Genomic DNA, 23,045 nt, shown 5'->3' on the forward strand with positions numbered 1-23,045 from the left:
CGCGGATCGATCAGGCGGACGGGTCCACAGGCCGGACCGCCTCCGCGGGAATTTCCGATGGTCCAGCAGCGTCCGCTTCCGCATCCAGCGCCGATTCCGTCTCTGTTCCGGCCCGCGCCCCGGACTCCGTGTTCGCCAGGCGCTCCACATCGACTTCCGCTGCCCCTTCCGAACCCGTCTCCGCCACTGGCTCCTCCGCGGACGCCACCACCGCCTCCGGCTCCAGTTCCGGTGCCGGCTCGGCGCCGCCGCCGAAGTCGGGGCGGTGCAGGGTGCACAGCACTTCATCCGACACGTCCGTCATCGGACCGACGCGGTTGGCGTGGCGGGCGAGCGCCTTTTCGAACGCGTTCCTCACGTCGCGGCCGTTGGCGAAGTTGGCGCCCCGCTGGTCGTACATCTCCTGGAACACGCGCCGGGCATGCTCGGCCGCGGCCGGGGTCAGCCAGTAGCCGTGCTCCTCGCACATGCGCTCCAGAATGGCGAACAGCTCGGGGCCCGCGTAGTCGTCGAACTGCAGGAAACGGTTGAAGCGCGAGCGCAGGCCGGGGTTGCTGTTCAGGAACTTCTCCATCGGCTCCGGATAGCCAGCGACGACAACGATCAGGTCCGCGCGGTTGTCCTCCATCAGCTTCACCAGCGCATCCACCGCCTCGCGCCCGAAGTCCTGCCCCGAGTCGCTGCTGGCCAGGGCGTACGCCTCGTCGATGAACAGCATGCCGCCCATCGCCGCCTGCACCTTTTCGGCGACGTTGATGGCGGTCTGCCCCACGTATCCCGCCACGAGCCCGGAGCGATCGGTTTCTACCAGGTGCCCCTTGGAAAGCACGCCCAGCGCCCGGAAGATTTCCGACAGCAGGCGCGCGACGGTGGTCTTTCCCGTCCCCGGGTTGCCGGTGAACACCATGTGAAGCGTCATCGGAGGAACCGTCATCTTGCGTTCCTGCCGCATCTTGCGGACGCGGACCAGGTTCGCGAGTGTTTCCACCTCCTTCTTCACCCGCTCCAGCCCCACCAGGCGGTGGAGCTTCGCCATCAGGTCGTTCAGGTGGGCCGGGGGCACCTGTTCCTTTTCGTCGGCCTGCACGGGCGGCGTGGGCGCCGGCTGCGGCTGCAGGGAGGGATGCGCCTCGGCCTGGCCGGCGGACGGGTTCAGCACCTCGGTGCCGGCCAGCGCGTTCTCGCTCGCCCCCTCGGCACGCGGCTGCTGCACGCCGGCCTCCGCGACGGCGGTCTGCAGGACCGACACGTGCTCCGTCAGCAGCGCGACTTCCTGGGGCAGGCTCTGCCCGTCCGCGGCCAGCAGGTGAAGCCCCAGCTCGCGGATGCACGCCGCCACGTTCGCCGCGTTCACCGTACCGCGCATCTGGTCGCCCGCCACCAGGATGCGGAAGTAGTGAGGCACGCGCCGCAGCGAGCCCGGGCCCGCCCGGCCGAAGCCCGTCACCATCTCCCGAAGCTGCGCCTGTTCGGACGGTGAGGCGGAAGCCAGCAGCTCGGCGAGAAAAGCCGATTCCGCCCGGCTGATGTCGCCGTCGGCACGGGCGATGGTGAACAGCACGTCCATCACGTGGCGCTGCACCTCGTCGGCGATGGGGCCGGGGCGGCCCCAGTCGCCCCGGCGCTCGGCGCGGCTGGCAAGGTCCAGGATGAAGTCGTAGAGCTCGGCGGGGGTCATGCGTTGGCGGGTGGGGGCGGGTGAGGACCGCGGGCGAGTTCCAGCACGTCCTTGATGAACTTGCGGAACGATCGGGCGCCCTGAGCCTGGTCTAGGTCGAAGATCTGCGTAAGCGCGGCCTGATCGACAGTCGGCTTGTAGCTGCGCCCGCGCGGCGTGCGGTCGCTGAGCCAGCCCTTGGCATCGCGAACCGCTTCGGGCTCCGGTGGCGGAGCGAGGTCCTGCGGCAACCCACGCTGTCCGGCAAGTGACTGTGCCGACGCCAGGAGCCACGCCTCGAACTCACTCTTGGCAACTACTACACGGATCGAGCGGTCCGGACGCTGGCGTTGCGCTCGGCGGAGCAGTTCCGTCGCGAGATCCACCGGGCAGTCCTTGTCCGCATCGATCAGCACCAGGAGGCCGTCTCCAGGCCCGGTCTGCCGCGCGGCCAGTTCGATCGCGTTCTCGATCCCGCCGGGCTGCACGAGGGCGTTGCGCTTGATGCGGATTGGCCTGCCGACTTCCGCGTAGGCCTCTGCGGCGTACGCGGTGACGATCCTGCGGATCAGCAGCGGCACGGCCGTTACTTCGCCGTGCCCCTCGACGATGGGCAGGATCATCGATCAGCGCTCTCACGCACGCCAAAAAGGTCGACCTCGTCCGAGTCCAACCCGAATGCCTCAGCGCCGGGTCGCAACTGGTGCATGCGCAGCAGTTGGCCAGCGGTGTAGAGATGGTCGCGAAGCACCGAACGGCCGGTCTGGTCCAACGGCCCGAGCGACGATCTGCCGTCTTCCGCCACGACGGCGATGATCTCCGAATCCGAGATGGACGTGGTGTCTAGGAGATCCGGGCTGTGGCTGGTTACAATGATCTGGCGAAACTCTCCCGCTTCGCGGAAGGCGTCGAGAAGAACCTCTGTGGCCGCCGGGTGCAGTCCGGTCTCCGGCTCCTCAATTCCCACCAGCATCGGGCGTGGATCTTCGGGTCGGCCCTGCAACAGCGCGACTAATATCCCAAGTGCCCGCAGCGTTCCGTCGGAAACGCTGTCTGCCGTAAACCACTGGTCGCTAGTGCCGCTGGCAAGTTGCTGCCGGAAGGCCAATAAGTCCCGGGCTCCAACCGTGACGGCAGCCACCCCGGTAAACCCGGGCACAACCTGCGCAAGATAAGCCTCGATTCGGGATTTTGCTTGGGGACTCTCTGAGTTGAGTCTTGACAGAATGCTCGACAGATTCTCTCCATCCCGAGCCAGGTAGTCCTCGCCATCGGGTCTTACCAAGTCCCTCATCCGGTCTGGAATAAGGTTGTAGAAGGCCATGGAAGAGAGTGCATCGAAAACCGGCTTAAACGCAGGACTACCCGAAGCATTCACCAGATAGAGCCGATCAGAAACTCCGCTGGGTGCGAGCGGTAATGTAGAGCCGAGAACTTCACCTGCGCGCACACGATAATGCTCGTCGCCCCCCGCTCCGGAGATGAAGCACTCCTCCCGCGAGATAACAGGGAGCGCGGGGGGGCCTCCGACCTCGAACGCGAAGTGTCCCCTTAGCCCACTCGGAAGAAAAAAGTCCAAGCGCATGCCGAAGCGGGTGGAACTCCGAATAGGGCGCGGGAGCACCCCTATAACCCCGCCCCGCTCGCGCAACGCATGGGGGAACCCGTTGCGCAAAGCATCCGGGATTAACCGCAGCGCGTCCAGGAAGTTGCTCTTTCCGGACCCGTTCGCTCCGACCAAGAACGTGAGCGGCCCCAGCCTCACGTCGCAGGCCGCGATGCTCTTGTAGTTGCGGAGGACCACCCGCTCGATGAAACAAGCGTCGTGCTGGTCGGCAGGCATTTCGCTCCGTGCGTGGGGCAGCGGACGCGGGCCAGCACGGCCTGCGTCACGGATGTGCAGATGATACCGTTCGCCTGCTGCGAACGCGAGAGCTTCAGCAGCTCGCCGGACCGATCGAGATGCGGATGCGGCCGTCGACGGCCACGCCGCCCTCGGGGAAGGCGAGCCAGGGGTTCACGTCCAGCTCGCGGATGGCGTCGTGGTCCGCCACCAGCTGCGATACGCGCTGCACGGCCTCCTCGATGGCGCCCAGGTCCGACGCGGGCTCGCCGCGGATGCCCTCCAGCAGCGGGAACGCGCGGATGCACCTCACCATTTCGGCCGCGTCCACGTCCGTCACCGGCTGCACCCGAAAGGCCACGTCCTTGAGTGCCTCCACGTAGATCCCGCCCAGCCCGAACATCAGCACCGGGCCGAACTGCGGGTCCTGCGTCATGCCGATGATGGTTTCCTTGCCGCCCGACACCATCTTCTGCACCAGCACGCCGTCTACCTCGCCCGCGTCGATCCCGGCGCGCTCCGGCACTTCCGTCGTCAGGCGCTGATACGCGGCGCGCAGTTCCGCCTCGTCCTCCACGCCCACCACCACGCCGCCCACGTCGGACTTGTGGATGATCCGCGGCGAAAGGACCTTCATCACCACCGGCCAGCCGATCTCCCGCGCTGCCTCGGCGGCCTCGTCCGCCGAGCGTGCGACGCGATGGGGCGCGACGGGAATGCCGTACGCCTCCAGCACCCGCATCACCTCCGTTTCCGACAGCTTCGCGCGCCCCTCGCCGCGTGCGGCGGCGATGATTTCCGCCACCGTGCGGTGGTCGACGTCGAACGCGCGCACCTGCCCCACAGGCCGCTCCAGCCACTCTCGCTGCCGGTACATGGCGGCCAGCGCGCGGGCCGCGGACTCGGGAAAGCGGTAGCCCGGGATGCCCGCCGCGTTCAGCTCGGCCAGGCCCTGCGGCAGCCCCTCGCGGCCCATCAGCACGGCCATCACCGGCTTCTCGCTGCCGCCGGCCACCGACACGATGGCCTCGGCTACGTCTTCCTGGCGCACGCCCAGCGGCGGGACGAACGTGGCGATCACCGCGTCCACGTTGGGGTCCGCCAGCACCGCTTCCACCGCGATCCGGTAGCTCTGCGCCGTGGCGCTGGCGATCATGTCGACGGGATTGGCGAGCGACGCCTCCTCGGGGAAGTGGGCGGCGAGCGTGGCGCGGGTCTCCTCCGTCAGCTCCGTCACCGCCAGCCCGTGCGCCTCGCACGCGTCGGCGATGATGATGCCGGGGCCGCCCGCGTTGGTGACGATGGCCACGCGGTTGCCGCGCGGGATCGGCTGGTGGCTGAAGGCCATCGCCAGGTCGAACATCTCCTCCACCGTGTCCACCCGGATCACCCCGCACTGCCGCAGCAGCGCATCCGTGGCGGCATCGGTGCCCGCCAGCGCGCCGGTGTGGGACGAGGCGGCGCGCGCCCCGGCGCGGGACCGGCCGGACTTCACGGCGATGATGGGCTTCTTCCGCGTGATCTCGCGGGCCAGCTGCGTGAAGCGGCGGGGGTTTCCGAAGTTCTCCAGGTACATCAGGATCACGCCCGTCCGCTCGTCGTCGGCCCAGTACTGGATCAGGTCGTTGCCGCTGACGTCGGGCTTGTTGCCCACGGACACGAACTGCGAGATGCCGATGCCGTACTCGGCGGCGTAGTCCAGGATGGTGACGCCCATCGCCCCCGACTGGCTCATGAACGAAACCGGCCCCGCAGGGGGCATCGTGGGCGCGAAGGTGGCGTTCATCGACAGCCCCGGCGCGGTGTTCAGCACGCCCATGCAGTTGGGGCCCACCAGCCGCATCCCGTAGCGGCGCACGATCTCCATCAGCGCGTTCTGCCGTTCGACGCCCGCGCCCCGGATTTCCGCGAAGCCGGCCGAGATCACCACCAGCCCCTTGATCCCCTTGCGCCCGCACGCCTCGGCGGCGCCGAGCACGTGCTGCTTGGGGACCACGATCAGCGCCAGGTCCACCTCGTCGGGAATGGCGTCGACGGACGGGTACGCGCGGATGGAGTGCACCGAGGCGGCCGTGGGATTCACGGGATACACGGCCCCGCTGAACCCGTGGCGGACCAGGTTTTCAAGGATCTGGTAGCCGATGGTGTTCGGCTTTCGGCTCGCGCCGATGACGGCGATGGAGCGGGGGCGGAGAACGGCGTCGAGCAAGGCGGTGCGGGAGTGCGTCGGTGCGTGAGGGGCGGATTGTGGGTCCGCTTCGAGGTGGGAATCTACGTGGCCGGGGGCAGGGCACCAAGGTTGGATCGCCGGGGGACCGGGCGAGGGAACATGCGGGTGACCAATGACTACAACACCGCACCACGCGGCGGATCCACCACGGGGAGTGGGCGAAACGAACGCGAGACGTTATCATCCACGCGTACCCTGATCCTCCGAAGTCGAATGCCGATCATCGCTTCCATCCTCCGCGCGTCCGTTCGCGCGCCCGCCGTGCTCGCCGCGCTGGTGCTGTGCGCGCTGGTGCCGGACCCGGCGCGGGCGCAGGATCACGCGCATCAACATGGACAGGCGCCGAAGGCCCACGGGCATCACCCGGCCCCGCGCGAAGGCATCTCGGGGCAGGGCGTGCTCTCGGGCGAGGTGGTGCCCAGCAGCGCGCGCGACGCCTACACCATCGCGGCACGGATTCCGTCCATCCTCGACGCGCTGTACTGCCACTGCGACTGCCACGAGCGCGACGAGCTTCGCTCGCTGCTGGAGTGCTTCGAGAACCGGATGGCCACCACCTGCGGCATCTGCCAGAGCGAGGCGCGCATGGCCGGGGAGATGCACGCCGACGGCAAGTCGCTGGAGGAGATCCGCAAGGCGATCGACGACCGCTACGGCGACTGATCTGCCCGTCGTCGTCCGCCCCCGCTGCGAGCCCCGCGAGATCCATTCGCGGGGCTCGCTTGCGTGCGGACCCAACGTGATATATCTTTCCAGCCGGATGAACGGATAGATGAGCGTCTCCGCCCCCGCGATCTTCGATCGCATGTCGGCCCTGGCCGATGCTACGCGCAGCCGGCTGCTGCTGGTGCTGGAGCGGCACGAGCTGACGGTGGGCGAGCTGTGCCAGGTGCTCCAGCTTCCGCAGAGCACGGTCAGCCGGCACCTGAAGCTGCTGGGCGACGAGGGGTGGGTGAGCGCGCGGGCCGAGGGCACCAGCCGCCGCTACCGGATGCCCGCCGACCGGCTGGATGCCGAGGCGCGGCAGCTCTGGCAGCTGGTGCGCCGCGAGGTGGCCGAGCTGGCCGGAGCCGCGCAGGACGCGGAGCGGCTGCGGAGCGTGCTGGCCCAGCGCAGCACCCGGTCGCGCGAGTTCTTCTCGTCCGCGGCGGGCGAGTGGGACCGGCTGCGGGCGGACCTGTTCGGACGGCGGGCGGACCTTCTGGGGCTGCTCGGCCTGGTGGACGAGGCGTGGACGGTGGGCGACCTGGGATGCGGAACGGGGCAGATGGCGGCCTCGCTGGCCCCCTTCGTCGCCCGGGTGATCGCGGTCGACGGCTCGCCGGCCATGCTCGAGGCCGCCCGCGCCCGCTTGGCCGGCACGCCCAACGTGGAGGTGCGCGAGGGCGAGTTGGAGTCGCTGCCCATCGAGCCGGGCACGCTGGACGCGGCGGTTGCGTTCCTGGTGCTGCACTACGTCGCGGAGCCCGCGGACGCCCTGGCCCAGGCCGCCCGCGCGTTGAAGCCCGGTGGCCGGCTGCTGGTGGTAGACATGATGCCGCACGACCGCGAGGAGTACCGCCAGGCGATGGGGCACGTGTGGCAGGGCTTCGAGTCGGAGCGGCTGGGTGGATGGATGGCGGACGCGGGGCTGACGGCCTTTCGCTACGTCCCCCTGCCGCCCGACCCCGCCGCCAAGGGCCCCACGCTCTTCGCCGCAAGCGCAAGACGGAGTGCGTGAGTGCGGAAGAGCGGAAGTGCGAAAGCAAGGGCGCGCCGTACAGCCGAACGCCCACGAAAGCAGGCAGTCCACGAAGGTGGACATCGTGTGGTCGTTGCAGCGAATTCATTCGCCCGTGCAGGGCCTGAGGCGGCTCCACAGCCCGGCATCCGAGCCCGGCCGCCGGCGATCCGATTCCCGAGCCTTGGAGTCGCTGCCGCGCCCGGGCCGGGAAGTTGTTCAGGCTAGATCCTTCGGCCCGCGAAGTCAGGACTACGGGCCAGTGCAGTGCGCCTGGGCCTCAGGATGACAGACTCGCCCGCGAGGGTTGGTGTACGGGCCAATGCAGTGCGCCTGGGCCTCAGGATGACAGACTGGCCCGCGAGGAGCCGGTGTGAGGCGCGCCTGGGCCTCAGGATGACAGAGTGTGTGGCAGAATCGTAACGCGTAACCGATAGCCGATCCGGCTATTCCCTTTTCCCTAGTCCCTGGAGCTTACGTGAGCGCAGTCGCCGAACTTACCAGCAACCCCTTCACCGCCGCCCGCGAGATGGGCCGCGAGCCCTTCAAGGTGGCCGACATCTCCCTGGCCGACTTCGGCCGCAAGGAGATCCGCCTGGCCGAGCACGAGATGCCCGGCCTGATGGCCCTGCGCGCCGAGTACCGCGGCAAGAACCCGCTCGCCGGCGCCAAGATCATGGGCTCGCTGCACATGACCGTGCAGACCGCCGTTCTCATCGAGACGCTGGTGGAACTGGGCGCCGACGTGCGCTGGGTTTCGTGCAACATCTTCAGCACGCAGGACCATGCCGCAGCCGCCGTCGTCGTCGGCAAGAACGGCACGGAAACCGATCCGCAGGGCGTGCCGGTGTACGCCTGGAAGGGCGAAACGCTCGAGGAGTACTGGTGGTGCACCGAGCAGGCGCTGATCTGGCCGGACGGCAGCGGCCCCAACCTGCTGCTCGATGACGGCGGCGACGCCACCCTGCTCGTGCACAAGGGCGTGGAGTACGAGGCGTCCGGCGTCATCCCGAGCTTCGACGCCGAGAACGAGCCCGAGGAGTGGGGCATCATCCTCGACACGCTGCGCAGCACCATCGCCAGCGAGCCCGGCCGCTGGACGCGCATCGCCGCCGAGCTTCGCGGCGTGTCGGAAGAGACGACCACGGGCGTGCACCGCCTGTACGAGATGATGAACGCGGGAACCCTGCTGTTCCCGGCCATCAACGTCAACGACTCCGTCACCAAGAGCAAGTTCGACAACCTGTACGGCTGCCGCCACTCGCTGACCGACGGCATCCTGCGCGCCTCCGACGTGATGCTGGCCGGCAAGGTGGCCGTCATCTGCGGCTACGGCGACGTGGGCAAGGGCTGCGCGCAGGCGCTCAAGGGCCAGGGCGCGCGCGTGATCATCACCGAGATCGATCCCATCTGCGCCCTGCAGGCGGCGATGGAAGGCTACCAGGTCACCACGCTCGACGCGGTGCTGGAGTCGGCCGACATCTTCATCACGGCCACCGGCAACAAGGACATCATCACGGTGGACGACATGGCCCGCATGAAGGACAAGGCCATCGTCGGCAACATCGGCCACTTCGACAACGAGATCGACATGGCCGGCCTCAAGAAGCGCGGCGGCATCGAGCGCATCAACATCAAGCCGCAGTACGACGAGTTCGTTTTCCCCGACGGGCACAGCGTGATGATGCTGGCCGAGGGCCGCCTGCTGAACCTGGGCTGCGCCACGGGCCACCCCTCGTTCGTGATGAGCGCCAGCTTCACCAACCAGGTGATGGCGCAGATCGAGCTGCACACCAACAACTCGGCGTACGAGAAGAAGGTGTACGTGCTTCCCAAGAAGCTCGACGAAAAGGTGGCGCGCCTGCACCTGGACAAGCTGGGCGTAAAGCTCACCGAGCTGTCGCCCAAGCAGGCCGAGTACATCGGCGTGCCGGTGGAAGGCCCCTACAAGCCGGACCACTACCGGTACTAAGCGGGAACTGCCCAGAGCAGGTCCAGATGGAAAAACGGATCGGCGGCCAATCTGGCCGCCGATCCGTTTTTCCTGCTCGCTGAGTATCGTAGCCATCCCAGGTCAGGGGAAGGTGATCTTTCCTCCCATGCAGGCCTCTTCGCTGGTCAAGATCGGCAGCTTTTCGGTGGAACGCGAGGTCTGATCGCTGGCGGCTTGGCGTTTCACAGCTATGGGCGCGGGTAGCTTCTTGCCGGGGAATTCCAATGTGGATTTCCCTTTAGTGCGGAGCAGTCGGTACAGCCACTTGAAGTCGTCGTCGACATCCGGCACGTCTGGCCGGGCAATGTTGTTCCAGCCGAGGGGGTTGTCGCAGCAAAGGTTGCCCATCACGACAGTCACTTCCTCTCCGGCGGCGAACGGCCCCAGGTCGAATTCGGCCTCAATGTTTGAACCATCGAAGTCGGTGATCCTGATGGTCAGACAGTCCTCGTCGATGTGGCGGATCCAACATATGTCCGAACCGAAATCACCCTGGTACTCATTGCCGTTCGTATTCAGGATGGGTGGAATCACCCACTTCCGTCGGGGGCTGGACTCGAAGCGGCCGCCACGCAGCTTGGCCCGCATGAGCAGCGCGGGAGGGGGGGCGGCTTCCAGAACGTTGTCCAGGAGTTCCACCGCGAACTTCTGGCCCTTGGGAGCGATGCGGGCGAAGTCCGGGTACGCCAGTTCCGGAAGGTCGTGGATGGGCTCGGCCTCCACGCCAGCGAACTCCACGACCTGCCGATCGAAGCGATGAACGAGTTCGTACTTCGGATCGTCCTTCCCCGTCCTGCGTGGGAATCGCCGATCCAGTTGGGCCAAGTCTAGGCGGAGGAAGCCGATATGAGGTTGCGCGTCATCCTCGTCCAGGTGCTTGGGTGGACTCGGGTGTTTGGATGCCCGAGCGTCAGGCATCAGGACAGTAACTTCCTGGGTAACCGCGGGCGTGACGGTTGAATCCGTGTGTACGACGAACAGGCAAGGCCCCGCGAACTCGACGCGAAGTTCGAACGCCATCGTGGCTCCCTTCAATGGAGGTTTTCCTACGACTACGGACCGGTGTATACGAAGGCCGCCCAGGCTCGCGGGACCCGCAACTCGGGCCGCGTGGACCGCAGTCCCTCAAGTTGCGCCAAGCGGAGGGCCTCCGGTGCGGGCGTCCCTGCGGCGAGCAGACGATGGAAGCGAACGACCAACTCCACGCTGGCCCCGTCGTCCACGTCCCAGAGCGTGCTGACCGTTGCAGGTGCCCCCGCGCGGAGGAAGCTGAAGGCCAGCCCGGCGACTGCACCCGTGCGGCTCGCCCGCGGGCTTAGCGAGCTGCAGGCCGACAGCACGACGACCTGTATGTTAGAGAGACGCATCCGGCCGATTTCCCACGCGCGCAGGGTTCCGGGGCGTCCCGGCTGGTCGGGGGCGAGGGCAAGGTACGACTGTTCGGGCTGCTCCGGGTTGAAGACGGCGTGGCCGGCAAAGTGGAAGACGCCGGACGCGGGCAGCCCGTCCAGCACCCTCGCCCGCCGAGCGTGGCCGCGGCTGAGGAGCACGCTTTCCGGATAGAGCCCGGCGACGATCTGCGCTTCGCGGGCCGCGCTCGGCAGCGTGGGCAGGGCACCGGTTTCCAGATCGTCTTCGAGGCTGGGATTCCCGATGACCAGAGCTCGCCGGCGGCCGACCGTGCCGGAACGCCGGGCCGAAGCCGCGAGGTAGAAGCCGGCACTGGGGACGGTGCGGATCGCATACCGTTCCACCAGGTAGCGCGCATCGGCAGGGTCCACGAGCGCGGCGAAGGCCAGCCGGTTCAACTCCCTGTCGGGAACCACGGTAAGCTGGCGAATCCCCTCCAACTCGCGCGCGAACGGCCGGATGAGCAACTCGAAAAGGCGTGTGCGCGCATCTCCGGCGGGGGATGCGGCACCGGCGTCTCGCAGGAACGCATCCACCAGGGCCGCGACGGAGTCCCGCGAAACCGCGACAGCGTAGTGCCTCGTCTCGCGCCAGGTCGCCGTCCAGATGACGAGCCGATCCCGCAGCAACGCGTACTCCACGAAAAGCATGTCATCCGGAAGTGACGCCGCCACCCGCGCCAAGCTGGTCGCAGCCCGTTCCGCGCCCGGCGAACCGGCGCCGCGCCCGCCTCTAGGCCAAGCCTGGACTCGTCCGTGCTCCAGGACATCGAACGCCGCTTCCGCCCGATGTTCTTCCAGCTCGAGCTCGATGACGGCGTCGAACACGTTCTCGACCGTCTCGTAGAACGTTGTTCGGGATTCCGTTCCCCGGAACGAGGCCTGCTGCCTGTCGATGTAGTCGATGGCCCGGTGCAGCCACTGGCGCGCCTGCTCCCGGCCGCCCGTAGACCTCGCGGCCGTGGCTGCCTCGTACAGCGCGGTCGGCAGCAGAAGGTCTGTCTCGAAGCCGGCGTAGGTATCCACGGCACCGGCCAGGATCGGCAGCGCCGCCCGAGCGTCCCTTTGCCGTATCAGCTGGCCCAGCGTCAGGACGACGCGGGCGCGCACCCGGTCTCCCCCGCGATCCCCGGGGATGGAGTCGGCCCACCGTAGCGCTTCGTTCAGCACCGCATCCGCGGCTTGACGCCGGCCGGTCGCCATCAGGTCGCGGGCACGGGAGCAGAGGGCCAGGGCCAGGGTCGTGGGCTTTGCGATGCCTCGGGCCACCCCCACCAGCTCGTCGGTGAAGCCGAGCGCCGCATGGCTGAGCCCCGCATCGCGTGAGAACGACGCCACGATTGCGAGATGATTGTTCAAGAACCCGGAGCGACGGAATGGGGTGAGAATCCGTAGCGCACGATAGGCTTCGGCGCTGGCTTCCTCCTCCCGCCCGGCCAGCGCGAATGCTTCGGCCAGGAGCACGGCCACCGCGCCCTCGTTCTCGGTTTCGCCCGCCTTCGCGATCGAGGGTTTCGCCTCGTGATAACGATGGATCGCCTCGTCGTAGTTGCCGCGCCGCAGTTGGCTGAGGCCAAGAGCCCACACGGCTTTCCCCCCGAGTGCCGGCTCGTCGGGTCCTGCCTCCGAAACGAGGCGCGCGAAGATCCGGTCCCCCATCTCGTACTCGTTCTCGCTCACCTCCGAAGCGGCACGGTAGAACGCCGCCCAGCGCGCTGCGGGCGTGTTGGCGTCCCGCAGGAGCCGTTCGGACCGCCGTAGTGCGTCCAGGGCGCGGCGAAACCGCCGTGCCTCGTAAAGCTGCCGGCCCTCCTCCAGTGCGACGTGCCCCCGGGCCAGTGCGTGGAGGCGAGTGGAATCTCCAGCGGCGTCGTCGATCACCCCGACCGCTAGCGCAACGCTTCCGTCCAGTTCCATGGACCGCGCCGCGCCCCCAATCTCACGCGCCACCGTGAGGAGAGCGGCCGCACGTGCCTGGTCGTCGTCGATGATCGCGGTTCCCCAGGCCCCGAGGAGCGGAAAACCGAACTCGCGCGCGGCCTGGGGAGACTGTCGGACCCGCGCGGCGATCCTGGTCCGGGTCACGGAATCGATGCGTGAGGGCGGGGAGCGGAGGTACGATGTCCACGACACCGCGTCGGCCACCTGCCCGATCGCGCCTGCGTAGGCCTCGGCCTCCGCTCGCCAATGGGGATCCCTCTCGGCGGCCAGGTACTGTCTCCAGGCACGCTCGGCACTGTCTACCAGGTAAAGGCGCTGGAGAATGAGTGCCTGATTGAAAAGAATGGCCGGGTGCGTGGAATCGCGTTCGAACGCGCGGCCGATCGCATCCAGCGCCCGGAGCATGGGCATGAGCTGCTGGTCACGCTCGCCAAGCTCCAGGTACGCCACGGCAAGGTCGTTGAGGACGGCAACATCATCGGGTGCCGCGCGCCGGGCGCGCTCCAGTGACTCCACCGCGCGGTCCACCGCCGACGGAGTGATGTCCGCCCAGCGAAGGTCGAGAAGCGCCCCGGCGCGGATGGCCGCCGGGGAGGAGGCAGAGCGGAGCTGGCGCGTGGCGCGTCCCGCCGCGTCGATGCGCACGAAACGCCGCGTGCCCGGCCGCGGCGGCCCGCTGCACTTCATGTCGGGCACCAGCGCGGCAGTATCCGCCGTGATGCAGGGTTGCCACGCATCCTGGCTGGCCAGCCGTCCACTTGTAAAACGCTCGCGGAGCAGCGTGTTCGTCAGGCGATCGCTCGCCGTCGCGTCGTCCGCGGCGGCGCTGAACCAGGAAAACGCCGCGACCAGTGCGGCCCCGAGCAGGCCGCAGCGCCACGAGGGCAGGGTTTCACGCAACACCCGTGGAGAGGACACGCGCTTCGGGTCGGTCGGAGGCGGCAAGCGTTGAGGCTGGAAAGATTGTGGGCGTCGAACGCATCTTCAGCCCGTACGTGCCGGCTGGCGAGGGCAGGTGGCTCGATCCGGACGCTTGCCGACGTCGATGTGCAGCGCACCCGTCGCGAGCCCAAGCCGTTCCGGGACGTGCGCCTGGTGATCTGCTCGGGACGTGTTCGGAAGGGGCGGGCGAGGTGAGGCTTGTGACGTTCCCCCCGCACGAGTCCCAATGTCGCCGTGGGCGGAGCGAGATGCAACGATCATCGCGCGCCCAAGCGGAGCGGGGCGGGGGAGCAATCCTGACCCGCATTGTCGTTCGCCCGCGAAACATGCTTTTTCTCCAAGTCACCGTAACTTGTGTCAGATTAAGTATTTATCGGCATCGCGTTTGCATCCGCGCCCCGGACCAAGCTCTCTGGGTGAGAGCGCCCGGGCGGCAGATCCGCCGGCCGGGCCCGGAGACAAGTTCTGCCCGCAGGAGGCAACCATGCGCCGTCGTATCCTCCTTCCCCTGGCCCTTGGGGCCGCCCTGCTCTCCGCCTGTACCGACGATGCGGGACCCCTGGAGCCCGGGTCCGCGCCGATCGCGCCGGGCACCGGCCCGCGCTTCTCCGGCAGCGTGGCGACCGATCCGCAGGCCCGGCTGTACGCAAATGGCGACTACTGGCTGGGCTGGGCTCCCCGCCGGGCATTCACCACGCTGAACCCGCTCAACAACGACAGCGTCTACCTGCGAATCGCCGACTCCAAGTGGCCGCTCTACAACGCGTTCTACGACGGGGCGGTGGATGATTCGCTGCAGGCATGGGCCCAGGACAGCCGGCTGAACCTGAACCCGAATTTCGTGGCTGCCATCCTGGCCATCGAGAGCGGCTTCGACCCGCACGTGTACGAGGGTGGCGTCGGCACCTACGGCTACGCGCAGATGGGGCCCGATTCCGACGACGAGCTGCTCCAGCAGATTCGCTACCACTCCGCGTTCACGTGGATGCACAGCCAGGTGGACAGCACGGTGTACGTGCGCGGAAACATGGGGAATAAGGACTCGGTCAGCCTCTCGGGATCGTACCTCGCGGATCCCATGAAGACCACGCGGGCACTCGTCTACCACCTCAAGCAGCTCGAGAACATCTGGCTGGGCACGCACAAGGTCAACGGCTCTACGCGGTCGTGGCTACGCGACGACAGGCACATCGCGCTCAAGGCGGAGTTCAGCGGCTACTTGTCGTACGCGGAACTGGCCGCGCACGTCTACGGCCGACCCCCGAACGCGACCGAGCTGTTCGACATCATCGCCGCGAGCTTCAATCGCGGCTACCCGTGGGTAGACTCGATGATGGTGATGCACGGGAGCGGGTGGGTGGAGCACGTGCGAAACTCCACCGTCGGGGGCGCGTGCCTGACTCCCGCCGGGCAGCGCGACGACGCGGCCCGCGTGCGCGAGGCGGGCTGCTACCTGGACCGGGCGCGGCACTACACCATCCTCTTTCAGAACGCCGCCACGTCGGTGAGCACCGGGCACGAGGTCGTAGACGACTTCGATTCCGGGGCGCTGGACCGCTGGTTCACGTACCAGGGCCCGGGATCCACGGTAACGCGCACCGTGCCGCCGGGCAGCGAGGCGCATCGAGGCACGGCCGTTGACGAAGGATCGGGGTTGCGCGTGGACTACTCCGTCGCGTCCGGGAGCTGGGGCGGCGTGGGCCGCTGGTACTCCGCGCCGCAGAACTGGAAGACGCGCACGGGCATCGGCAACACCGAGGGGATCGGCTTCTGGTACTACGGCAACGGGCGTGACTTGAACGCCGGGGCCGGCGTGGTGGTTTCCGTCGAGCTGCAGGACAACCGGAGCGCCGACCCTGCGCTGCAGGGGGTGGACACGGCCGAGCGGTGGGTGTTCAGCTTCCGCGACAACTTCATCGGGTGGCGCTACATCGACGTTCCGTGGACGGCGTTCTCGCGCGGCAGCTGGCAGCCGCACGCGTCCACCCCGAACGACGGGCTGACACTTACACAAGTGTGGGGGATCGTCTTCGCGCCGCAGACCAGCGCCAAGTGGTTCCGGTTGGACCAGTTCCGCCTGGTGCAGGACCGCCCGTGGACCTGATCGGCTGAGGCCGGCACGCCCGGATCGCGGGTGGCTGGCGCGCCGCGCGCCGGGCGATTACAATCAAGGTGCCCCGAACCCGCACCGCGGGATCGGGGTACCAGTTCCGTCCCGCCGCCGCCCGTTTGGGCGCGGGGGATGGAGGATCCGCGGCAAACGTCCGCGGATCCGCTGCGGTCCACGACAGCCGGGACAATCCCGGGCTGCAGAAATGACCGCCGGCGGGGCGCCGACCACCAAGTCGCGCCGCGGACCGCGCGCCGGCAGCACAACCCGAACGATGGACGACCGAGAACGCCTGCAGTGGCTCGTGGCCCAGGCCCGGCGCGGAAAGAGCACCTCCCGCGCGAACCTGTGGTCGATCACCTTCCTTCACGCCTCTCCCCTTCTCGCGGCATGCCTCCTGGCGCTGCTGCTGGGGCGCCCCGAAGTCGCGGCCGCCACGCTTGGGCTGGTGCTGCTTACCCTGGGGCTGGTTCGCACCGCGGTGCGGCCACGGCGCGTGATCATGGCTCCCGCCCGGCACCGGGCGGTGCGCTACGGGAGGTGAGACGCAGCCACTGACAGGTCCCGGCGAATGATTCCGGGGACCGCCGGAACGGCTGGTCGATGCAGATAGACGGGTGGCCCTTCGATCGAGGGGCTGCCCGTTTCGATTTCCGTCCTGGACGTTTGACTCGCCTCGGCTCGCCGGGTAGAATCGTCGGCGTTTCCGGCATCCATGGTCCCGAGCCCGCGCAGCGAATGCCGCCCAGCCCGCAGTGGTGCACCGTGGAGTTCCGCGCACGGTACTCCGAGACGGACCAGATGGGGATCATCTACCACCCCAATTACCTTACCTGGTGTGAGATGGGGCGTACGGAGCTCATCCGGCAGCTGTGGAAGCCGTACTCGCAGGTGGAGCGCGACGGCGTGCTGCTGGCCGTCACCGACGCCACCCTGCGCTACCATGCGTCGGCCCGCTACGAGGACCTGGTGCGGGTGACGACGACGCTGGAACAGGTCCGCTCCCGCGCCGTCTCCTTCACCTACCTGGTGGAGCGGGTGGAGGACGACGGCACCACCACGCGCCTGTGCACCGCGCGTACGGGGCTGACGGCCATCGACCGCGCCGGCGCGCCGCGCAAGCTGCCGGCAGACCTGCTCGACGCCTTCCGCCGCGCCGCGGCCCCGGAGCCCGTATGAAAATCGTTTACGCTCTCGCCTTGGCCGCCGCTCCGCTCGCCGCCTGTGCACCCGCGGCCGGCAGAGGCACGTCCCAGCCCACGCCCTCCGCCGTCGCCCCGCTGCTGCGGCTGGAAGACCGCCGCGAATACGATCCGGCCGTCTTCCAGGCGGCGCTGGCGAGCCCCTCCGCGCCGCTGCGGCGCCGCGCCGCGCTGGCGGCCGGGCGCATCCGCGACCCTCGATCGATCGCCCCGCTCGGCGCGCTGCTGAGCGACGCCGACACCGCCGTCGTTGCCACCGCCGCGTTCGCTCTCGGGCAGATCGGCGACACCGCGGCCGTGCCGCTGCTGGCGCCGCTCGCCGATCCCGCGCGCATCGCGGTCGCCCCGACGGTCGTGGGCGAGGCGGCGTACGCGCTGGGCAAGATCCGCCATCCGCAGGCCCGCGCCGCGCTGGAGCGGCTGCTGACGGATGCGCCGCGCGAAGGGGCCGGGGTGCGCGAGGCCGTGGGGATGGCGCTGCTGGCCATCTGGCGCCAGGGCCGCCCCACGCCCGTGGACGCGATCGCTCCCTGGCTGCGCTCGGCCGATCCCGAAATCCGCTGGCGCGCCGCCTACGCACTCGCCCGGCGCGCGGAGCCGCGCGCGACGGCCGCGCTCTTTCCCCACGTCGGCGACGCCGATCCACTCGTCCGCTCCTTCGCCGCCCGCGGCCTGACCGGACCGATGGCGGACTCGTCGGGGATCGGACGAACGGCGGCGCAGGACGCGCTCGTCCGTATCATCGCGAACGACGGGGCGTACGAGCCGCGGATCAACGCACTCCGCTCGCTAGGGACCTTTCCCGGTCCGCGAACGCTGGCCGTGCTGAGCGCCGTCGCGGGAGTCCCCCGCAACGAGCACGAGTCCATCGCCGCGCTGGAATCCATTCAGCGGCTGGGCAGGGACGCGGCGTCGGCGGCCACCCTCCTGGGAGAGATTGCGCAGTCGAATTCGCGCCCCGTCTTCATCCGCCAGACCGCGCTCGCCGCGCTGGCGGACGTCGATTCCACCCGCGCGGCCGACGTGGCCCGCGGCCTGGAGACGTCGCCCGAATGGAGGCTGCGCGCCGCGGCCGTGCGCGCCCTCGTGGAGGCCGAGGGTCCGAGCAACAACCGCCTGATGACGTTCGCCGCAGACCCCGATCCGCGCATCGGGGCCGCGGCCATCGAGCAGGCGCTGACGGCGGCCGGCGACAGCGTGGGACCCCTCCGCGACCTGCTGATGGCGGGACTGGCGCACCGGGACGCGATCGTTCGCACCAACGCGCTCGCCGGCCTGGCGCGCCTGGCAGACCCGGCGACGCTTCCCGCCGTGCTCGACGCCTACCAGCGCGCCCAGACCGACACGCTGAACGACGCGGCGCTCGCCGCCGTGGACGCGGTGGCGGCGATCGACAAGAAGCAGCCCGGCGCGGCCGCTCGATTCCTGGCCCGCTTCCCCCGCTCCGGCGACTACCTGGTCCGCCAGCGCGTGAACGCCGCCTGGGGCGACACGCTCACGGGCGCCTGGGGCGCGCCACTGCCCATCGAGACGAACCGGTCCCCAGCGGACTACGAGCGGATGGCCGAGGTGGAGCGGAGGGGCATCCGCCGCGCGACCATCGTCACCAGCCGCGGCGACATCCACCTGGAACTGTTCGGGGGCGACGCGCCGCAGACCGTCAACAGCTTCCTGTCGCTGGCCGCCAATGGGTTCTTCGACGGGCAGGAGTGGCCGCGCGTGGTTCCCAACTTCGTCATCCAGGGTGGCGACCCGCGCGGGGACACTTCGGGAGGTCCGGGGTACGTGATTCGCGACGAGCTGAATCGCAACCTGTACCTGCGCGGCACGCTCGGCATGGCGCTCTCCGGCCCCGACACGGGCGGAAGCCAGTGGTTCGTCACCCACTCGCCCCAGCCGCACCTGGACGCCACCTACACGGTGTTCGGACGGGTGGTGCGAGGGATGGAAGTGGCCGACCGCCTGCTGCCGGGCGACCGCATCATTCGAATCCGGGAGAACCGTTGATGGCAGTTCGATACGCCGCGGCCGCGCTCGCCGTCATGGTGGCAGCCTGTGCCCCCGCGGCGACGTCCACCGCTCCGCCGCCCGGCCAGGCCGCGCCCGACCCCGCGCCGGTCGCCGCCCAGGCCATCCGCTCCACCACGCCCGCGTCGGCGCGGCAGGCGCAGTTCGGCTGGGAGCTGGACGAAGCCGGCGCACGCTTCCGCGGCCGCGGTACGGCGCGGTACGTGGCACCCGGCCGCTTCCGGCTGGACCTGTTCGGCCCGCGGGGGGAGACGTACCTGGCCGCCGCGATGGTGGATGGGCAGATGCGCGTTCCGCCCCTGCTCCTGGAGCGCTTCCGCCTGCCCTCGCCGGCGCTGCTGTGGGGCGCCGTGGGCGTGGTGAACCCGCCGGCCGACGCGCGGCTGATGGACGCCTCCGTCAACGGGGACGTCACCACCCTTCGCTACGCGCTGGGCGACGACGTGCTGGAGTACCGCCTGCGCGGCGGGCGCCTGCAGACGGTTCGCCGCAACACGCGCGGCGGCGTGGCCGAATCGATCGACCTCGAACATTCCGAAGCGGGCAACCTCCAGAGCGCGCGCTACCGCGACTGGGCCGCGTACCGCTCGCTGAACCTGACCGTGGAGTCGCAGACCGATGTCACTGGCTTTCCCGAAGCGACCTGGAATCCGCCGGGCACTTGACGCCGTCCTGCTGACGGCGTTCCTGGCCCTGCTTTCCGGCTGCAACTACAGCTTTACTGGCGGCGGGCTGCCGCAGCACATCCGGCGCGTGTACATCGAGCCGTTCGAGAACGAAACGCCGTACCCGGGGCTGGAAAGCCTTTTGCTGCGCGAGCTGCAGGACCGCTTTCCCGGCAGCCTGGGCGTGCGCCTGGCGTCGCAGTCCAACGCCGACGCCATCGTCCGCGGCAAGCTGAAGTCGGCCGAGGAGCAGACCACCAACATCAACCCCAACACCGATGCCTCGGGGCGCATCGGCCGGCTGGAGGCGCAGGTGCAGGTGAGCTTCGACGCCGAGATCTACGACGTGCAGAACGACCGGGTGCTCTGGCGCGGCAACGGAATCACCGCGCTGGGCGCGTTCAACCCCAACACCGAGGACGTGGACGACGGCCGCCGCAAGGCGCTGCAGCAGGCGGTGCAGCGGCTGATCGAGGGAGCGCAGTCGCAGTGGTAGCGCTTCGCATCGCTTCCCGCGGCAGCGAGCTGGCCCTGTGGCAGTCCCGCGCCGTGGAAGCCGCCCTCCGCGCCGCCGATCCGTCCCTCGAGGTGCGGATCGACGTCATCAGGACCACGGGCGACCGCATCCAGGACGTGCCCCTGGCCAAGATCGGCGACAAGGGGCTGTTCACCAAGGAGCTGGACAACGCGCTCCTGGCCGGCGATGCCGACCTGGCGGTCCACTCGCTCAAGGACGTGCCCACCCGCCTGCCGGACGGCCTGGCCCTGGCCGCGGTGACCGTCCGCGAAGACCCGCGCGACGTAGTCCTTCTCGCCCCTGGGCGCACGGGGGGACTGGACGCGCTGCCATCCGGCGCGCGCGTCGGCACCAGCTCGCTCCGGCGCCGGGCACAGCTGCAGGCGCTGCGGCCGGAGCTGGAGGTGCTGGATCTGCGCGGCAACCTGAACACGCGATTGGCGAAGCTGGACCGCGGCGACTACGACGCCATCATCCTGGCCGCCGCGGGGGTCCGGCGACTGGGCTGGGAGGACCGGATCTCCGAGTCGCTGGATCCCGGGCAATGGCTTCCCGCCGTGGGCCAGGGTGCGCTGGCCGTCGTCTGCTGCGAGGACCGCGCGGAGGTGCTCGACCGGCTTCGCGCCCTCCACGATCCCCACACCGCCGCCTGCACCACCGCCGAGCGCGCGCTGCTGCGGGCGCTGGAAGGCGGCTGCCAGGTGCCCATCGGCGCGCTGGGGCGGGTGGATGGAGACCGGCTCGTCCTCGACGGCCTGGTGGCGGACACCGACGGCACGTGCATCCTCCGCGTCCAGGAGTCAGGCCCGGTGGATGATGCCCAGGCGATCGGCCGGCGCGCGGCGGACGCGCTGCTGGCGCGCGGGGCGGGGGAGGTGCTGGCCGCCGTGCGCGCCCGCGCCGCCGCACCCGAGCCCGCGGCGCCATGACGCCCCTGGTGCACCCGGCGGACAAGGTGATGTCGCGCGAGGACGTGCTCCATCGCTTCGGTCAGCCGCGCTGCGGGCGCATCGTCTTTACCAACGGCGTCTTCGACATCCTTCACCGCGGCCACGTGGAGTACCTGTTCGCGGCCCGCGCCCTGGGCGACGCCCTCGTCGTCGGCCTGAACACCGACGACTCGGTCCGCCGGCTGGCCAAGGCGCCGGGGCGGCCCGTCAACCCGCAGGAAGACCGCGCGATGGTGCTCGCCGCGTTGGGGTGCGTGGACGCGGTCACCCTGTTCGACGAGGACACGCCGCACGCCATCATCACGGCGCTGATGCCGGACGTGCTGGTGAAGGGCGGGGACTACACGGTCGATACCATCGTCGGGGCGCCGGAAGTGCTGGCCGCGGGAGGCAGGGTGGAGGTGATTCCGCTGATCCCCGGCCGGTCGACGACGTCCATCCTGGAACGAGCGAGAGGGGGAGGGGAGAGTGGCTGACGAGATGACCCGCGCGGACGGGCGAAGCCCCGGCGTGCTGCGGCCGGTGACGCTGGAACGCGGCGTGGGAATGTACGCCGAGGGATCGTGCCTGATCACCGCCGGGCGCACCAAGGTGCTGTGCACGGCGTCGGTCGAGAAGGGCGTCTCGTCCTGGCGAAAGGGGAGCGGCTTCGGCTGGGTAACGGCCGAGTACAGCATGCTCCCCCGCGCGACGAACACTCGCAACCGCCGTGAGCGCAAGGAAGTCGGCGGCCGCACGCAGGAGATCCAGCGGCTGATCGGTCGCTCGCTGCGCGCCTGCGTGGACATGGAGGCCATGGGCGAGTGGACCATCACCGTGGACTGCGACGTTCTGCAGGCGGACGGCGGCACGCGCACGGCCTCCATCACCGGCGGCGCCGTGGCGCTTCACGACGCCTGCGCCTGGCTGGCGGACAAGGCCGGCCTCTCCACGTCGCCCTTCCAGCACTTCGTGGCCGCCATCAGCGGGGGGATCGTGGATGGCGTGCTGCTGCTGGACCTGGACTACTCCGAGGACAAGCGCGCCGAGGTGGATCTGAACGTCGTGGCGCGGGAGAGCGGCGGATTGATCGAGGTGCAGGGCACCGGCGAGCACGGCGACTTTTCGCCCGCCCAGCTCACGCAGCTGGTGGAGCTCGCGTCCGGCGGCATCCGCCAGCTGAACGCGCTGCAGCGCGCCGCCCTGGCGTGAAGCTGCTCGTCGCCACGCGCAACGCCGGCAAGGTGAAGGAGATCCACGAGATCCTCGCCGGCGTCCCCGGGGTGAAGGTGGTCGGCCTCGCGGAGCTGAACGTCCCGGAGTCGCCCGATGAGGACGCGGTCGAGGCGTTCGACACGTTCGAGGAGAACGCGCTGGCCAAGGCGCGCTACTTCGTTGCGAAGACCGGCCTGCCCGCGCTTGCGGACGACTCGGGGATCTGCGTCGACGCGCTCGATGGCGCGCCCGGCGTGCGCTCGCGGCGCTTCGCCCCGATGGACGAGGCGCGCGGCGAGCGGCAGGACCAGGCCAACAATCGCCACCTGGTCCAGCTCCTGGCGGAGGTGCCGGACGAGCGGCGGACGGCGCGCTACGTCTGCGCCGTCGCGGTCGCCTGGCCGGGTGGGGACGAGCTGGTGAGGACGGGAACGTGCGAGGGCGTGGTCCTGCGGGAGCCGCGTGGCGCGGGCGGCTTCGGATACGATCCGCTCTTCTACATCGAGGACGAGGGGCGGACGTTCGGCGAGATCCCGGCGGGGCGGAAGCACGAGATCAGCCACCGCGGCCAAGCCTTGCGGGCGATCGCGCGGGCGCTGGCGGGGGTTGACGAAAGTGAAGGCGGGGCATAGGTTTTTCTTCTC

At 69.4% G+C, this 23,045-nt stretch carries 19 protein-coding genes; 13 read left to right on the plus strand and 6 right to left on the minus strand.

Annotated elements, in window-relative coordinates:
• Nucleotides 1–10 precede the first annotated feature (10 nt).
• The 4 genes from VF632_RS18520 to VF632_RS18535 form a co-directional block, all read right to left on the minus strand.
• Nucleotides 11–1,678 carry an AAA family ATPase gene (locus VF632_RS18520; protein WP_331024422.1) on the minus strand — a complete coding sequence of 556 codons (1,668 nt, stop codon included), beginning with the start codon at nucleotides 1,676–1,678 and terminating at the stop codon, nucleotides 11–13.
• Nucleotides 1,675–2,280, minus strand: a complete 606-nt coding sequence (locus tag VF632_RS18525) for a DUF4276 family protein (RefSeq protein ID WP_331024423.1) — start codon at nucleotides 2,278–2,280, stop codon at nucleotides 1,675–1,677. Before VF632_RS18525 ends, VF632_RS18520 begins: the two co-directional genes overlap by 4 nt.
• A complete protein-coding gene (locus VF632_RS18530; protein WP_331024424.1) occupies nucleotides 2,277–3,500 on the minus strand; it encodes an AAA family ATPase in 1,224 nt (407 codons plus the stop codon). Before VF632_RS18530 ends, VF632_RS18525 begins: the two co-directional genes overlap by 4 nt.
• A 94-nt stretch (nucleotides 3,501–3,594) precedes the next feature.
• Nucleotides 3,595–5,709 carry an acetate--CoA ligase family protein gene (locus VF632_RS18535; RefSeq protein ID WP_331024425.1) on the minus strand — a complete coding sequence of 705 codons (2,115 nt, stop codon included), beginning with the start codon at nucleotides 5,707–5,709 and terminating at the stop codon, nucleotides 3,595–3,597.
• 234 nt (nucleotides 5,710–5,943) lie between these two features.
• Here VF632_RS18535 and VF632_RS18540 point away from each other — a divergent pair, with 234 nt between their 5' ends.
• The 3 genes from VF632_RS18540 (at nucleotide 5,944) to ahcY (ending at nucleotide 9,422) form a co-directional block, all read left to right on the plus strand.
• The gene (locus VF632_RS18540; RefSeq protein ID WP_331024426.1) at nucleotides 5,944–6,393 is read left to right on the plus strand and encodes a PCYCGC motif-containing (lipo)protein; all 450 of its coding nucleotides are present in this window, start codon (nucleotides 5,944–5,946) and stop codon (nucleotides 6,391–6,393) included.
• Between the two features lie 109 nt (nucleotides 6,394–6,502).
• Nucleotides 6,503–7,450, plus strand: a complete 948-nt coding sequence (locus VF632_RS18545; RefSeq protein WP_331024427.1) for a metalloregulator ArsR/SmtB family transcription factor — start codon at nucleotides 6,503–6,505, stop codon at nucleotides 7,448–7,450.
• A 529-nt stretch (nucleotides 7,451–7,979) separates the two neighbouring features.
• Nucleotides 7,980–9,422, plus strand: a complete 1,443-nt coding sequence (gene ahcY, locus VF632_RS18550; RefSeq protein ID WP_349264013.1) for an adenosylhomocysteinase — start codon at nucleotides 7,980–7,982, stop codon at nucleotides 9,420–9,422.
• A 102-nt stretch (nucleotides 9,423–9,524) separates the two neighbouring features.
• On the opposite strand, the gene VF632_RS18555 is transcribed toward ahcY, so the two are convergent.
• Complete coding sequence (locus tag VF632_RS18555; RefSeq protein ID WP_331024429.1) at nucleotides 9,525–10,463, minus strand: hypothetical protein; 939 nt, start codon at nucleotides 10,461–10,463, stop codon at nucleotides 9,525–9,527.
• 32 nt (nucleotides 10,464–10,495) lie between these two features.
• Nucleotides 10,496–13,693: a CHAT domain-containing protein gene (locus VF632_RS18560; RefSeq protein ID WP_331024430.1), complete on the minus strand. Its 3,198-nt coding sequence runs from the start codon at nucleotides 13,691–13,693 to the stop codon at nucleotides 10,496–10,498.
• A 526-nt stretch (nucleotides 13,694–14,219) separates the two neighbouring features.
• On the opposite strand from VF632_RS18560, the gene VF632_RS18565 reads away from it, so the two are divergent.
• The 10 genes from VF632_RS18565 to rdgB all read left to right on the plus strand — a co-directional run bounded on the left by VF632_RS18565 (nucleotide 14,220) and on the right by rdgB (nucleotide 23,033).
• Nucleotides 14,220–15,839: a carbohydrate binding domain-containing protein gene (locus VF632_RS18565; protein ID WP_331024431.1), complete on the plus strand. Its 1,620-nt coding sequence runs from the start codon at nucleotides 14,220–14,222 to the stop codon at nucleotides 15,837–15,839.
• Nucleotides 15,840–16,119: 280 nt separating this feature from the next.
• Nucleotides 16,120–16,389, plus strand: coding sequence for a hypothetical protein (locus tag VF632_RS18570; protein ID WP_331024432.1), 270 nt, complete (start codon nucleotides 16,120–16,122; stop codon nucleotides 16,387–16,389).
• Between the two features lie 194 nt (nucleotides 16,390–16,583).
• Nucleotides 16,584–17,024, plus strand: coding sequence for a thioesterase family protein (locus tag VF632_RS18575; RefSeq protein WP_331024433.1), 441 nt, complete (start codon nucleotides 16,584–16,586; stop codon nucleotides 17,022–17,024).
• The gene (locus tag VF632_RS18580; RefSeq protein WP_331024434.1) at nucleotides 17,021–19,054 is read left to right on the plus strand and encodes a HEAT repeat domain-containing protein; all 2,034 of its coding nucleotides are present in this window, start codon (nucleotides 17,021–17,023) and stop codon (nucleotides 19,052–19,054) included. The genes VF632_RS18575 and VF632_RS18580 overlap by 4 nt, the downstream gene beginning before the upstream one ends.
• Nucleotides 19,054–19,740 carry a hypothetical protein gene (locus tag VF632_RS18585; protein ID WP_331024435.1) on the plus strand — a complete coding sequence of 229 codons (687 nt, stop codon included), beginning with the start codon at nucleotides 19,054–19,056 and terminating at the stop codon, nucleotides 19,738–19,740. Before VF632_RS18580 ends, VF632_RS18585 begins: the two co-directional genes overlap by 1 nt.
• Entirely contained in the window at nucleotides 19,694–20,236 is a 543-nt protein-coding gene (gene lptE, locus VF632_RS18590) for an LPS assembly lipoprotein LptE (protein ID WP_331024436.1), read from the plus strand. Before VF632_RS18585 ends, lptE begins: the two co-directional genes overlap by 47 nt.
• Complete coding sequence (gene hemC / locus VF632_RS18595) at nucleotides 20,230–21,186, plus strand: hydroxymethylbilane synthase (RefSeq protein ID WP_331024437.1); 957 nt, start codon at nucleotides 20,230–20,232, stop codon at nucleotides 21,184–21,186. The genes lptE and hemC overlap by 7 nt, the downstream gene beginning before the upstream one ends.
• Nucleotides 21,183–21,683, plus strand: coding sequence for a D-glycero-beta-D-manno-heptose 1-phosphate adenylyltransferase (rfaE2, locus tag VF632_RS18600; protein ID WP_331024438.1), 501 nt, complete (start codon nucleotides 21,183–21,185; stop codon nucleotides 21,681–21,683). Before hemC ends, rfaE2 begins: the two co-directional genes overlap by 4 nt.
• 4 nt (nucleotides 21,684–21,687) lie before the next feature.
• Nucleotides 21,688–22,398, plus strand: coding sequence for a ribonuclease PH (gene rph, locus VF632_RS18605; protein WP_349264014.1), 711 nt, complete (start codon nucleotides 21,688–21,690; stop codon nucleotides 22,396–22,398).
• Nucleotides 22,395–23,033 carry an RdgB/HAM1 family non-canonical purine NTP pyrophosphatase gene (gene rdgB / locus VF632_RS18610; protein WP_331024440.1) on the plus strand — a complete coding sequence of 213 codons (639 nt, stop codon included), beginning with the start codon at nucleotides 22,395–22,397 and terminating at the stop codon, nucleotides 23,031–23,033. Before rph ends, rdgB begins: the two co-directional genes overlap by 4 nt.
• Nucleotides 23,034–23,045: the final 12 nt, after the last annotated feature.

Origin of the sequence: Longimicrobium sp. (genome assembly GCF_036388275.1) — a bacterium.
Lineage (GTDB): Bacteria > Gemmatimonadota > Gemmatimonadetes > Longimicrobiales > Longimicrobiaceae > Longimicrobium.